Origin of the sequence: Mycobacterium sp. 1423905.2 (genome assembly GCF_001673155.1) — a bacterium.
GTDB lineage: Bacteria > Actinomycetota > Actinomycetes > Mycobacteriales > Mycobacteriaceae > Mycobacterium.
The window spans coordinates 1-13,920 of the sequence record NZ_LZLE01000302.1; the positions used below are offsets into that span (position 1 = coordinate 1).

Here is a 13,920-nt window from a genome sequence, read left to right on the forward strand (position 1 = left end):
GCAGCAGCTTGGCGCCGCGGCGCACCACGCCGCCCCACTCCTGGTCGACACCGGGCAGATACCCTGGCACGTCGACGACGACCACCAGCGGGATCCCGAACGCGTCGCACAACCGCACGAAACGCGCTGCCTTCTCGGCACTTTCGGAGTTCAAGCAGCCGCCCAGCCGCAGCGGGTTGTTGGCCAGCACGCCCACCGTGCGTCCGGATAACCGGCCCAGCCCGACCACCATGGACGGCGCCCACTTGGCCTGGAACTCGTCGAACGGGGTGTCCTCGTCGAGGATGGCGGTCACGATCGGGTGCACGTCGTAGGCCCGCCGCGCCGACTCGGGCAGCAGCGCCTTGATGTCGGTGTCGCCTGCTTCGGCCTTGTTGCGGTCGAAATGACCCTGCTGGCAGAACAATCCGACCAGCCGCCGGCCGCGCTCGTAGGCGTCGAGTTCGTCGTCGGCGACGATGTGGCACACCCCGGACTTCTTGTGGTGAGTTTCTGGCCCACCCAGCGAGGCCATGTCGACATCCTCGCCAGTGACGCTGCGGACCACGTCGGGTCCGGTGACGAAGACCCGGCTCTCCGGCGCCATGACGATGACATCGGTCAGCGCCGGGCCGTACGCGGCGCCACCTGCGGCGAAGCCGACGACCACCGAGATCTGCGGGATGTAACCGGACGCGCGGATCATCGCCTCGAAGACCTGCCCGACTGCGTGCAGTGCCCGCACGCCTTCGGCCAAGCGGGCGCCCCCGGAGTGCCAGATGCCCACGATCGGGCTCTGCTCCTCGATGGCGGTGTCGTATGCGTTGACGATGTGCGCGCACCCTTCGACACCCATGGCGCCGCCCATGACGGTGCCGTCGGTGCAGAAGGCGATGGTGCGCACCCCGTTCACCGTGCCTGCGGCGGCGAGCACCCCAGAGCGGTCACGCTCGTGCAGCAGTTCGATGCTGCCCTCGTCGAGGAAATTGCTCAGGCGCAGCAGCGGGTCGCGCGGGTCGAGCGACTCGCCAACCGCCGCGGGGGCCATGATTGTCATCGCAGATCTCCTAGTTCGACAGTGATGCTCTGGTATATCCGGTGATCCTTGGCTCTTTCTAAAGACGTGATCTAGTACCGCCCAAAGGTCAGCGCCACGTTGTGCCCGCCGAACCCGAACGAGTTGTTGATCGCGTAGTTGTACTCGCCCGGACGCGGCTCACCTGCCACCACATCCAAATCGATCTCTGGATCTTGGCTTTCCAGGTTCAGTGTCGGCGGAACGACCTGGTCGCGCAACGCAAGCACGGTCAGGATGGATTCCACCGCGCTCACCGCGCCCACCGAGTGGCCCAGCGCCGCTTTGGGCGCGTACACCGCCGGCTTGTGGCTGCCGAGGGCGCGGTTGATGGCCCGGCTTTCAGCCAGGTCGCCGACTGCGGTACCGGTGGCGTGCGCGTTGACGTGGTCGATGTCGCCCGGCGTCAAGCCCGCGAGCTGGATCGCCCGGGTCATTGCGTCTGCGGCGCGTTCGCCGTTGGGGTCCGGCGCCACCATGTGATAGGCGTCGGAGGTGATGCCTGCGCCCATGACTCGGGCGAGGATGTTGGCACCGCGCGCCTTGGCGTGCTCCTCGGTCTCGATGACCATCAGCGCACCGGCCTCACCGAACACGAAGCCGGTGCGGTCCCTGTCGAACGGACGACAGGCGCCGGCCGGGTCGTCATTGTTGGTCGACATCACCATGCGCATCTGGGCGAACGCGGCGATCGGAACGGCTTCGATCTTGATCTCCACGCCGCCGCAGACCGCGATGTCGGCCTCACCGAAGACGATGTTGCGCCACGCCTGGGCGATGCCCTCAGCACCGGACGCACACGCCGAGATCGGCGTGATGACGCCAGCTTTGGCGTGCAGTTCCAGCCCGACGGCCGCCGCGGCGCCGTTGGGCATGAATTTCTGCACACCGAGCGGAGAAACCGCCTTCATGCCACGAACGCGCATGTCGTCGTAGCTGAGAACCATTTCTTCGTTCGATCCCAAGCCCGTGCCGATGGACACCAACAGCCGGTTGGTGTCGACCTCGGGGGAGCCGGCGTTTTCCCACACCCGCCGGCTCAACACGGTGGACATCTTCTGCAGGTAACCCATCCGGCGCAGCTCGACGCGAGTCAATGAGCTGTCGAAATCCTCGACCAGGCGGCCACCGATACGAACCGGTAGACCGAAGTCCTCGAGGAACGGGTCGTCCATGGTACGAATTCCACTTTGGCGGTCGAGCAACATCTTCCACGTGGATTCGACGTCGGACGCCAGTGCAGTCGTCATGGCAATGCCCGTGACGACCACGTTCGGGAACGCTCTCCCGGTAACCAGCTCTGTCATTGGTCTTGCGACCGATCCTTTCCTGCCTTTAATAACGCCCGAAGGCGAGCGCCACGTTGTGGCCGCCGAACCCGAACGAGTTGTTGATCGCGTACTGGTACTCGCCGTAACGGGGTTCGCCCGCAACAACATCCAGGTCGATCTCCGGATCCGGAGTTTCGTAGTTCAGGGTCGGCGGGATGACGCCGTCCCGAAGGCTCAACACCGTGAGCACTGATTCCAACGCGCCGACAGCGCCGATGGAGTGACCCAACGCGGACTTCGGCGCGTACACCGCCGCCCGCTCGCAACCGGCGACGCGGATGGCGTTCGCCTCTGCCGTGTCACCGATCGGCGTCGCCGTCCCGTGGGCGTTGATGTGGTCAACGTCCTTGGGAGACAAGCCCGCCAGCTCTAGCGCTCTGGTCATCGCCCGACCGGCGCGAACACCGTCGGCGGCCGGGGCCACCATGTGGAAGGCGTCCGACGTGATGCCGGCACCCATCAACCGGGCCAACGGCTTGGCGCCGCGGGCCTTGGCGTGTTCCTCGGTCTCGATGACCATCAGCGCTCCGGCCTCACCGAAAACGAAGCCGTCGCGGTCCTTGTCGAACGGCCGCGACGCGCGCTCGGGCTCGTCGTTGCGAGTCGACATGGCCCGCATCATCGAGAACGCGGCGATGGGCAGCGCCTCGATGGGGCCTTCGACGCCACCACAGACGGCGATCTCCGCGTCACCCATGACGATCTGGCGCCACGCGTGAGCGATGGCCTCCGAACCCGACGAGCAGGCGGAGACCGGGGTGATCACTCCGGCACGGGCCCCGAGCTGCAAACCCACCACCGCCGCGGCGCCGTTGGGCATGATCATCTGAACGGCCAGCGGCGACACCTTGCGCGGGCCGCCCTCGTTCATCAGGTCATAGCTCTCAATGACCCGTTCGGCGCCACCCAGACCTGTGCCGACCACGACCGAGAACCGGTCGGGGTCCACCTCGGGGTTGCCCGCGGCGTCCCACAGCTGACCGCTGAGCAGCTTGGCCATCCGCTGGACGTACGACATGCGGCGCAGGTCGAGCCTGCCCATGTGGTTGTCGATGGGCTCCTTGAGGTGGCCACCGATCTGGACCGGGAGGTCCCACTTGGTGATGTATTCGTCTTCCAGGACGTGGATGCCGCTTTCGCCGGCCAACAAACCCTTCCACGTGCCCTCGACGTCCGGCGCGATCGACGTCGTCGCCGTGACGGCGGTTACCACAACGCTGGGGTAACCGCCGTTAGCAGTGGAAGGCTTGGTCACTTGCTCTCCGCTTCGAGCCTCGCCTGGACGTTGGCGACCGCGTCGGGGTTCTCCGACTCGATCTTGGCGCGCAGGGCCTGAGCAGCCTCGGGGTTCTCTTCCTCGAGCTTCTGGATGTAGGCGACGACGTCACCGACGGTGCGCAGACCGGCGAGGTCCTCGTCCGGGATCTTGACGCCGTACTTGTCCTCGGTCTGCACGGCGATCTCGACCATCGACAGCGAGTCGATGTCCAGGTCGTCGACGAACGACTTCTCCGGGGTGACCTCGGAGGGCTCGATGCCGGTGACCTCTTCGATGATCTCGGCGATACCGGCGATGATTTCTTCCTGACTTACGGCCACAGTCTTTCTTCCCTTCGTAATGTGTTGTGTTGCAAACGAACTGACGTACGTTTTTGGTCTGGTCGAAACCGGCGAACTAGAGGTTCGCCAACTCGTCCAGGTCTGCGGGTGACTTGACGGCGCGCGTCGGAACCCCCCGAAGTTCACGTTTGGCGATACCGGTGAGGGTGCCCGCGGGCGGGAACTCCACGATCGCCGTGACATCGTGCTCACGCAAAGTCGCGGTGCACAGGTCCCAGCGCACGGGCTGGGTGAGTTGGTTGACCAGCGTCTGCATGGCCGCGGCCGCGGACGCTACCGGCTTGCCATCCCGGTTGGACAGCAGCGTGGCGGTGGGCTCGGCAGTCGCGATGCCAGCGGCCGCGGCGCCGTATCCGTCCAGGGCGGGAGCCATGAACTGGGTGTGGAAGGCTCCGGCGACGCTCAGTGCGCGCACGCGGGCCTTGGCCGGCGGGTCTTCGGCGAGCTTGTCCAACGCGGTGAGCCGCCCGGCGGCGACGATCTGGCCGGCGGCATTGCGGTTGGCCGGAATCAAGTCCAGCTGCTCGAGGCGAGTCAGCACCTCGCCCTCGTCACCGCCGAGCACGGCGGACATGCCGGTGGGCTCGAGTGCGCAGGCCTTGGCCATTTCGGCACCCCGGGTTGCGGCCAGAGCGACGGCGTCGTCGGCGGCCATCACCCCGGCGATCGCGTAGGCCGCAATCTCGCCGACGGAGTGACCGGCGGCAATGACGTCCCGACCGTCCAGCAGGCCCCGCTTGGCCAGTTCGCCGTGGGCGAGCAGCGTCGCCGCGACGATCAGCGGCTGGGCGACCGCGGTGTCGGTGATCTCCTCGAGCGAGGCGCTGGTGCCCAGCCGAGCCAGGTCCAGGCCGCTAGCCTGAGACCACGCCGCAACCTGGTCTGCTGCGCCGGGCAGTTCCAGCCACGGCGACAGCATCCCCTCGGTCTGGGAACCCTGTCCGGGTGCAAGCAACGCAATCACGTGTCTAAGAGAACACTGTGAAGACGGTTTTGCGGGGTGTAACAGATTATGAACCTCGTCTTAGGTTTTTGTATACCTCCCACAAAACACCCTTGTAAGCGACATTTTTGAGATCGGTCCGCGATCTGTTGGGTAGATCACTCTCCGCTGGCCGCTGCGGCAGAAGCGCCCCTGACCGGCAGCGGAGCTTGAGAGAGGATGTTGCTGGCAACGCCCGGCGGAGTGGTCGGGTAGTTGAGCTGGCCCACGGTGGCGGCCACCCGGAGCACGTAGGCATCGCGGGGTTGGGTGGGATCGCGGCCTGTGAAGTCGGTGATTCGCTTGAGCCGGTAGCGCACCGTGTTTGGATGAACGAACAACTTCCTGGCACAAGCTTCAATTGCGCCGCCAGAATCTAAGAAAGCGTCAAGGGTCTCCACGAGCGTTGGACCCGCATCGGCCAGGGGCCGCATCACGTCGGTGTGCAGCGCCACGATCGCCGATGCGTCACCCATCAGGGCCCGTTCGGGTAGCAGCTCTCGCGCCAGAACGGGGCGGGGAGCGCCACGCCACCCGGCGACGGCGTTCATCCCCGAGATCGCCTCACTGGCGCTGTGGAAGGCCGCAGTCAGCATCGGTGCGGTCGGCCCGATCACCACCGGCCCGTCGGAGAACGCGGTCAGTAGGTCCTTCAAGAATTTGTCGGTGGGCGACAGATGGCCGGAGACGATGGCCACCAGCCAGGTGCCGTGCACGTCGGTGAGTGCGGCGCGGCCGTGCCGGATGGCGATGTCGCGGACGTCCTGGCTGGCGCGTTCACTGCCCTGACCGTTGGGTCCGCCGGGTGCCGGAGTGCCCACTACGACGGTCGCCGGCGCGGTGGTGTCCCAGTTCAACGCCGCGGCACGAGACAGCAGTTCGGGCCCGGTGTCGCCGCGCACGATGGCGTCGACGACGCTGGCCTCCATCCGGCTGTCCCAGGTGCCGCGGGCTTCGGCCGCATCGGCGTAGGCCGACGCCGCGGTGAACGCCAGGTCCCGGCTGTACTTCAAGATGCCGACGGTCAGCGCGGTCAACTGCTCTTCGGAGCGGGCCAGCAGCGGCACGACTTCTTCGAAGAACTCCATCGTCACCCGCACCATGTCGACGGTGTGGCGCAGCGCGATCCGGCGCGTCAGGTCTTGCGGAACCAACTCGAAGGCCTGCGCGGTGTAGCTGACGTTGCTGTGCGGGTCTTGCATCCACTCGACGAAGTTGACCACCGCCGTCTGCACCACCAGGGCCACGCTGGCGCGCTGCGAGGCTTCCAGATCGGCGAAGAACGGCAACCTGTCTTGCATGGCCGAGACGGCCTCGGTGGCCAGCCGGCCCGAGTACTGCTTCAACCGGCGCAGCAGAGAGTCGGGGACGGTGTCCAGCAGCATGAGCGGCGAACGGGGCCGGGCGGCGAAAGGACCGGCGAATTGGTTGTCGTTCACTCCTAAAAGCTACGCCTGTTTTCTAGAGACTTCTGCCAAGCGGGGCGTGTTCTCTGTCAGGCGTTGTCACATGCGCCACAGCAGCCTCTCCGCGGATGGGTGTCGTTTTTGCCCACCTCAGCGCGACAATGCCGTCTGTCGCGCTGAGGTGGGCAAAAAGAGGACGGCCGCTGGCCGGTGCCCAAGTGATTGCTGTTGCGCCCCGGTCAAGTCGCCTCACCGGCGTCGGCGTCCTGGCCGCGAGCCGCCTGGACATCGTCGATCTGGTACTGCCGGGCCGCCTTGATCGGCACCGACGAGTCGATCTCCTGGTCGCGCGCGAGCGCCTCCAGCACGGCGACGACCTGCGACTCGGCGTCGGTGTTGAAGTAGCGGCGCGCCGCGGGGCGGGTGTCGGAGAACCCGAACCCGTCGGTTCCCAACGTCAGATAGGTCCCCGGCACCCAGGGCCGGATCTGCTCGGGAACCGCGCGCATCCAATCCGATACGGCGATCACCGGCCCGGCGGTGTCGGCCAACACCTGTGTCACGTACGCGTCGCGGGCGGGTTCGTCGGGATGACGCAGCCGATGGGTCTCGACGGCGACTCCGTCGCGGTTGAGCTCGCTCCAGCTCGTCACCGACCACACGTCGGCGGCCACGTCCCAGTCCGCGGCCAACATCTCCGAAGCCTTGAGCGCCGCGGGCATCGAGACGCCGCTGGCCAGGATCTGCGCCCTGCTGCCGCGTTCCTCGGTCACCGCGTGGTAGCGGTAGATGCCGCGCAGCACGCCCTCGGGATCGAGGTTCTCCGGCTCCGGCGGCTGCACGTACGGCTCGTTGTAAACGGTGAGGTAGAAGAAGACGTTCTCCGGGTTTTCGCCGTACATGCGGGCCAACCCGCTTTCGATGATGTAGGCGATTTCGAAGGCGTACGCCGGGTCGTAGGCGATGACCGCGGGGTTGGTGTTGGCCAGCAGCAGCGAGTGCCCGTCGGCGTGTTGCAGTCCCTCGCCGGTCAGCGTGGTCCGCCCGGCGGTGGCCCCGAGCAGGAACCCGCGCGTCATCTGGTCGGCGGCGGCCCACAAGTCATCACCGGTGCGCTGGAACCCGAACATCGAATAGAAGATGTAGATCGGGATCATCGGCTCGTCGTGCGTCGCATACGAGGTGCCCGCCGCGATGAACGAGCCCACCGAGCCGGCCTCGTTGATGCCCTCGTGCAGGATCTGGCCGACTCCACTTTCCTTGTACGCCAACATCAATTCGGCGTCGACCGCGGTGTACAACTGGCCGTAGCGGTTGTAGATCTTCAGCGACGGGAACCACGAGTCCATCCCGAAGGTGCGCGCCTCGTCGGGGATGATCGGCACGATGCGCGGACCAACCTCCTTGTCCCGCAACACTTCTTTGAACGTGCGCACGGTGGCCATGGTGGTGGCGACTTCCTGCTGCCCGGAGCCCTTCTTCATCGCCGCGTAGATCTTGCGCTCCGGCAGCTTGAGCGCCTTGGACTTGGTCCGGCGTTCCGGCAGGAATCCGCCCAGCGTGCGTCGCCGGTCGAGCATGTACCGGATCTCTGGAGCGTCCTCACCGGGGTGGTAATACGGCGGCAGGTAGGGGTCTTCCTCCAGTTGGGCGTCGCTGACCGGGATACGCATGGAGTCGCGGAAGGCTTTGAGGTCGTCGAGCGCAAGTTTCTTCATCTGATGCGTGGCGTTGCGCCCCTGGAAGTGGGCGCCCAGTGAGTAGCCCTTGATGGTCTTGGCCAGGATGACGGTCGGTTGCCCCTTGTGGTCGACGGCGGCGCGATAGGCGGCGTAGACCTTGCGGTAGTCGTGGCCGCCGCGCTTGAGATTCCAGATTTCCTGGTCGCTCATGTTCTCGACGAGCGCCTTGGTGCGCGGGTCGCGGCCGAAGAAGTGGTCGCGCACGTAGGCGCCGTCGTTGGCCTTGTAGGTCTGATAGTCACCGTCGGGGGTGGAGTTCATCAGGTTCACCAGGGCGCCGTCGCGGTCGGCGTGCAGCAAGGTGTCCCATTCGCGGCCCCACACCACCTTGATGACGTTCCAGCCGGCGCCGCGGAAGAACGACTCGAGCTCCTGGATGATCTTGCCGTTGCCGCGCACCGGGCCGTCGAGGCGCTGCAGGTTGCAGTTGATGACGAAGGTGAGGTTGTCCAGGCCTTCCAGCGCGCCGACGTGCGCCAGACCGCGGCTTTCGGGCTCGTCCATTTCGCCGTCGCCGAGGAAGCACCACACGTGCTGATCGGAGGTGTCTTTGATGCCGCGGTCGTGCAGGTAGTGGTTGAACCGGGCTTGGTAGATGGCGTTGAGCGGGCCGAGTCCCATCGACACGGTCGGGAATTCCCAGAAGTCGGGCATCAGCCGCGGGTGTGGGTAGGACGGCAGCCCACCGCCGGGATGGCTGTGTTCCTGACGGAAGCCGTCTAGCCGATCGGCGGACAGCCGGCCTTCGAGGTAGGCCCGCGCATAGATGCCGGGGGAGGCGTGGCCCTGGATGAACACCTGATCCCCGCCGCCGGGATGCGATTTGCCGCGAAAGAAGTGGTTGAAGCCCACTTCGTAGAGCGCCGCGGACGAGGCGTAGGTGGAGATGTGGCCGCCGACGCCGACGCCGGGTCGTTGCGCGCGGTGCACCATGATGGCCGCGTTCCACCGGATCCACGCCCGGTAACGGCGTTCGACGTCCTCATCGCCGGGGAACCAAGGTTCCAGCTCGGTGGGGATGGTGTTGACGTAGTCAGTGGAGGTCAGCGCGGGGATGGCGACGCGCTGGTCGCCGGCGCGTTCCAGCAACCGCAACATGAGGTACCGGGCGCGCGCCGGTCCCGATCGCGCCAGAAGCTGGTCGAAGGACTCCAACCACTCCGAGGTTTCCTCCGGGTCGATGTCGGGCAGATACGACGCCACGCCTTCGCGGATCACCCGGACCCGGTCGGGTTCGCTTGCGTTACTTGATGATTTCGCCAGATTGTTGCGCGCGAACTCGGTCGTCAACTCACTACTCCTAAGGTGGCGGGGGCCTGCCTTGCCTCTATCGTGCCGCACCGGCGTCCCGGGCGGATACCCGCAACCAGAAACCGAACACGGTGCATCTGGGACAGGTGGGACCTCGACCCGGTAACGTCAGACCCCGTGCTCATCGGATGGCGTGCCGTCCCTCGCACGCACAAGGGGGATTTCCCCCGGCGAGGTGCTACGGCGCTCGGGTGTATGGCGGTGCTGGCGATGGGCATCGTGGGGTGTACCAGCGTGACCGAAGGTACGGCCACGCCCGACACCAACGTCGCGCCCGCCTACCGCTCGTCGGTGTCGGCCTCGGTGTCGGCCTCCTCGGCGACGTCCAGCGTCCGGGAGTCACAGCGTCAGCAGTCGGTGACGACCCGGGCCATTCATACCTCCTGCGACACGATGGCCACGACCAGCAAAGACGCCATCGACAAGGTGAATGCGTTCGTCGGGGCGTTCAACGCGGGCCGCAACACCGGCCCCACTGAGGGGCCAGCCATCGCGGCGCTCAACGACAGCGCTCAGCAGGTGGAAGGCAGCTACAGCGCTGCGTTGTCCCCGCAGATGCGCGACGCGTTGAACGCCTACGTCGATGCGGCCCGGGCGGTGGCCAACGCGATCGCCACGCACGCGCCGACGGCGGAGTTCAATCGACGCGTCGACGCCCTCAACGACGCGAAAACGAAGGCACTGAACTTATGCAGAGCTTCCTACTGAGGTCCGGTATCGACCGGGCCGAGCTTGTGCGACGATAAACCCCAGCGCACGTCGTGCGGATGTTTCGAAGGAGGTTCCACGGTGGTCGCGGCGGATCACGCCCCGAGCTACGCTCGCAAACTGGGCATCCAACGAGACCAAGTCGTCCAGGAGTGGGGCTGGGACGAAGACACCGACGACGACATCCGCGCGGCAGTAGAAGAGGCGTGCGGCGCCGACTTGCTCGATGAAGACACCGACGAGGTCGTCGATGTGGTGCTGCTGTGGTGGCGTGACGGCGACGGGGATCTGGTGGACACGCTGATGGATGCGATCAGCCCGCTGGCCGAAGACGGCGTGATCTGGGTTCTGACGCCCAAGACCGGCCGACCTGGGCATGTGCTGCCGGCCGAGATCGCCGAAGCGGCTCCCACCGCCGGCTTGATGCCCACCTCGTCGGTCAACCTCGGGAATTGGAGCGCCAGCCGGCTGGTGCAGCCCAAGTCCCGCGCCGGGAAGCGCTGATGCTCGACGTCGGAGCCATCGCCCCCGACTTCACGCTGCGCGACCAGAATCAACAGCCCGTCACGCTCAGCGACTATCGAGGCGCCAAGAACGTTCTGCTGGTGTTTTTCCCGCTGGCATTCACCGGCATCTGCCAAGGTGAACTCGATCAGGTGCGGGACCATTTGCCGGAATTTGAGAACGACGATCGGGCGGTGCTGACCATCTCGGTGGGGCCGCCGCCGACGCACAAGATCTGGGCGACCCAGAACGGCTTTCTGTTTCCGGTGTTGTCGGATTTCTGGCCGCATGGCGCGGTGAGCCAGGCCTACGGGGTGTTCAACGAGCAGGCCGGCATCTCCAATCGGGGCACCTTCGCTGTGGACCGGTCGGGGATCATCCGGTTCGCCGAGATGAAGCAGCCCGGTGAAGCGCGTGATCAACGGATGTGGACCGATGCGCTGGCGGCGCTGACGGGTTGAGCGGTTTGGGCTCCCGGCGTTTGCGCGTGTAGCCTGCGCCGGGGCATAAGGGCGCGTAGCTCAGTGGTAGAGCTCTGGTTTTACACACCAGCGGTCGGCGGTTCGATACCGTCCGCGCCCACTAATATCGGTGGCGTTGCTGGGCCGAACGCCGTCGAGCAGGGATTCAATGCCGCGCGGCTTCCTGGGCTAGCTGTACCCGCGAGGTCAGGCCCAGCTTGGCGTAGATGTGGGTGAGATGGGCCTGGACCGTGCGGGGAGAGACGAACATCCGGGCCGCGACGTCCTTATTGCCCAGCCCCTCGCTAACCAGCCGTACGATCTCGAGTTCAGTGCGCGTCAGCGACGGCCAGCCGCTGCCGCCGCGCTTGCGCTCACCCCGACCGCGCCGAGCGTAGGCCACCGCATCCTGGGTGGAGAGCGCGGCACCTTCGGCCCAGGCGGCGTCGAATTCATTGTCTTCCATGGTATTTCGGAGCCCCGCTAGCTCGGCATCGTTGCCGGCGTCGAGAACTTTGAATCGCACCACCCCGGTGCGACGGCGCGCCGCATCCGCGGCGCCGAAAAGTCGCGCCGCGAATGCGCGGTTGCCCTCGCCAGCCGCGGCCATGGCAAGGCAGTCGAGCGCGTAGGAGACTACGAGGTCACCGCCGATGCGGTCGGCCAAGTCGAGCGCGTCATAGGCGTCGCGCTCGGCAGCGTCGAGATCGCCCTCGGCGATCCTCACACGCGCCCGGCAAGCGAGTGCCAGAGACTGACCGCCGCCCTTGGTCGCGCCGACCACGTCGTCGGCCCAGCGACGAGCCGCCGCGACATCGCCGCAAGCTAACGGGCCCAACGGCGCCCAGCTGAAGATGGACGAAATCTGCGGATCCAGGTTCGTCCGCTCCCGCGCCGCTTCATACGCTGCCCATGCCGACGATGCCTCACCAGCGGCCAAATGGGCTATCCCAAACGCGGCGTCGACCGCGCCTTGGTAGTACTCGAACAGTTCGGATGCGTGTCGGCGGGCCGAGTCCGCTGATGCCTTCGCCCCGTCCGTGTCTCCGGCATACGCCAACACGAACGCTTGCACCACCGAGATATACATCGAAGACATCGGATCGTGGTCGGCCCCACACTCCTCGATCAAAGTTCCGAAGCCTGTCGCCGCCCCATGTATGTCGGAGTAGAAGATCCGCACCCAGCCCAGCACGAAGCGGCATTGACGGGACACGAAGCTGTCACCGATGCTGTCGGCGATCCGGCGTCCCTCATCGGCGGCCGACTGAAGCGCAGCGATCGGCTCACCGACGATGAGACCTGAGATCGATTCCCACGCCCGCACTTGACCCAACCACCAGAGATCGTTCAAGTCGCGGGCAATACCGGCAGCTTCGGTGAAGTACTGCCGGGCCAACGGCGGGTTATAGGGAGCGCCCATCATGCCGGATGCGGTAAGCGCTCGGGCCACGAGCCCGCGGTCGCCGAGTTCACGTGCCATGGCCAGGATCTGTTCGGCGTCATTGAAGAGGTCGGCTCGACCCAGCGCCGAGAGCAGCATGGCTTTGTTCGCCGAAGCTCGTACCTGAATCTCCGAAACACCGGCGCTGTCGATGTTCGTTCCGGCGAGAGCGGCGTCTAGCCAGCCCAGTCCTTCCTGGATGCGGCCTCGGGTTAGCCACAACGGCTGCAGCGCGGAGGCCAACCTCAACGCCTGGTCGGAATCCGAGCTCTCCTGGCTCCACGCGAAAGCGGCTCGGAGATTGTCAATTTCGACTTCTGCCCGCTCGATGCGCTGTCGGTAATCCGCCGCCGCCGGCGCGTCGAGTAAGGCGGCCATCGCGGTGTAGTGGTCGCGATGTCGGCAGCGTATGTCGTTGCCCTCACGAGACTCGGCGAGCTTTTCGATGGCGTACTGGCGCACCGTTTCCAGCAGTCGATAGCGAGTGCCGCTCGGGGTGTCCTCGGCGATCAACAGCGACTTGTCGACCAGCAAGCTGAGCTGATCGAGCACTTGATAACGCTGGGTCTCGGCACCGCACGCCACGGCGCGGGCGGCGTCGAGATCAAAACCGCCGAGGAATACCGCCAGCCGTCGGAACAGAACCTGCTCCGGATCACTCAACATCGCGTGCGACCAGTCCACCGACGCGCGCAAGGTCTGCTGTCGGCGCACCGCCGTCCGTGCTCCGCCGGTCAGCAGACGAAACGCGTCATGCAGGCTGTCGAGGATCTCCCGTGGCGACAGCGCCCGGATTCGTGCGGCGGCAAGCTCAATCGCCAGCGGTAGCCCGTCCAACCTGCGGCAGATCTCGGTCACGGTTGCCAAGTGGTCGCCAGTGATGCGGAAGTCAGGTTTGGCCCGGCGGGCACGGTCACTGAACAACTCGATCGCTTCATCGGTCAGCGAAAGGGAAGGCACCCGCCAACTCACCTCGCCGGGCACCCCGATCGGTTCGCGGCTGGTGGCGAGCAGCGTCAGGGTGGGGCAGGTGCCCAGCAGGTCGGTGATGAGTTGGGCACTGGCGTCGAGCAGATGCTCGCAGTTGTCGAGCAGCAGCAAGGTATGACGGTCGCGCAAGAAACGCACCAGGACGTTCATTGTCGGTTGGCCGGGTTGGTCGAGGAGGCCTAGCGCGCGGGAGGCCGTCACGGGTACCACGTCGGGGTCGGTTATGGGTGCCAAGTCGACGTACCACACGCCATCGGCGAAATCGGTGGCTCGGTTGGCCGCGACCTGGACGGCCAACCGGGTCTTACCCGCACCGCCGGCACCGGTCAATGTGACGAGCCGATTGTCGGTCAGCGCCTCTGCAATG

11 protein-coding genes and 1 tRNA gene are annotated in these 13,920 nt (G+C 66.1%); 4 read left to right on the plus strand and 8 right to left on the minus strand.

What is annotated here, in order from left to right; all coding sequences use genetic code 11:
* The 7 genes from A9W95_RS19885 to aceE all read right to left on the minus strand — a co-directional run.
* On the minus strand, positions 1–1,036 hold a 1,036-nt coding region (locus A9W95_RS19885), incomplete at its 3' end, for a carboxyl transferase domain-containing protein (protein WP_067416655.1).
* Between the two features lie 71 nt (positions 1,037–1,107).
* Complete coding sequence (gene kasB, locus A9W95_RS19890; protein WP_067416658.1) at positions 1,108–2,361, minus strand: 3-oxoacyl-ACP synthase KasB; 1,254 nt, start codon at positions 2,359–2,361, stop codon at positions 1,108–1,110.
* Positions 2,362–2,389: 28 nt separating this feature from the next.
* Complete coding sequence (gene kasA, locus A9W95_RS19895) at positions 2,390–3,640, minus strand: 3-oxoacyl-ACP synthase KasA (protein WP_067416661.1); 1,251 nt, start codon at positions 3,638–3,640, stop codon at positions 2,390–2,392.
* Positions 3,637–3,984 carry a meromycolate extension acyl carrier protein AcpM gene (gene acpM / locus A9W95_RS19900; RefSeq protein ID WP_067416664.1) on the minus strand — a complete coding sequence of 116 codons (348 nt, stop codon included), beginning with the start codon at positions 3,982–3,984 and terminating at the stop codon, positions 3,637–3,639. Before acpM ends, kasA begins: the two co-directional genes overlap by 4 nt.
* Before the next feature lie 76 nt (positions 3,985–4,060).
* Positions 4,061–4,969: an ACP S-malonyltransferase gene (locus A9W95_RS19905; protein ID WP_067416667.1), complete on the minus strand. Its 909-nt coding sequence runs from the start codon at positions 4,967–4,969 to the stop codon at positions 4,061–4,063.
* A gap of 137 nt (positions 4,970–5,106) precedes the next feature.
* Positions 5,107–6,426, minus strand: coding sequence for a CdaR family transcriptional regulator (locus A9W95_RS19910; RefSeq protein ID WP_067416672.1), 1,320 nt, complete (start codon positions 6,424–6,426; stop codon positions 5,107–5,109).
* Positions 6,427–6,632: 206 nt separating this feature from the next.
* Positions 6,633–9,425: a pyruvate dehydrogenase (acetyl-transferring), homodimeric type gene (gene aceE, locus A9W95_RS19915; protein ID WP_067416674.1), complete on the minus strand. Its 2,793-nt coding sequence runs from the start codon at positions 9,423–9,425 to the stop codon at positions 6,633–6,635.
* A 138-nt stretch (positions 9,426–9,563) separates the two neighbouring features.
* On the opposite strand from aceE, the gene A9W95_RS19920 reads away from it, so the two are divergent.
* The 4 genes from A9W95_RS19920 to A9W95_RS19935 all read left to right on the plus strand — a co-directional run bounded on the left by A9W95_RS19920 (position 9,564) and on the right by A9W95_RS19935 (position 11,240).
* Positions 9,564–10,154, plus strand: coding sequence for a hypothetical protein (locus tag A9W95_RS19920; RefSeq protein WP_082983214.1), 591 nt, complete (start codon positions 9,564–9,566; stop codon positions 10,152–10,154).
* Between the two features lie 81 nt (positions 10,155–10,235).
* Positions 10,236–10,658 carry a DUF3052 domain-containing protein gene (locus A9W95_RS19925; RefSeq protein WP_067416677.1) on the plus strand — a complete coding sequence of 141 codons (423 nt, stop codon included), beginning with the start codon at positions 10,236–10,238 and terminating at the stop codon, positions 10,656–10,658.
* On the plus strand, positions 10,658–11,119 hold the full coding sequence (locus A9W95_RS19930) for a peroxiredoxin (protein WP_067416679.1): 462 nt from the start codon (positions 10,658–10,660) through the stop codon (positions 11,117–11,119). Before A9W95_RS19925 ends, A9W95_RS19930 begins: the two co-directional genes overlap by 1 nt.
* A gap of 49 nt (positions 11,120–11,168) precedes the next feature.
* Positions 11,169–11,240, plus strand: a tRNA-Val gene (locus A9W95_RS19935).
* A 45-nt stretch (positions 11,241–11,285) separates the two neighbouring features.
* Here the strand turns inward: A9W95_RS19935 and A9W95_RS19940 are convergent.
* Positions 11,286–13,920 (minus strand): LuxR C-terminal-related transcriptional regulator (locus tag A9W95_RS19940; RefSeq protein WP_067416682.1); only part of this gene is annotated, 2,635 nt, incomplete at its 5' end.

Excerpts from the sequence above, each read along its gene's own strand:
- kasB (WP_067416658.1), bottom strand. The coding sequence starts at position 2,361 with ATGACAGAGCTGGTTACCGGGAGAGCGTTCCCGAACGTGGTCGTCACG.
- A9W95_RS19930 (WP_067416679.1), top strand. The coding sequence starts at position 10,658 with ATGCTCGACGTCGGAGCCATCGCCCCCGACTTCACGCTGCGCGACCAG.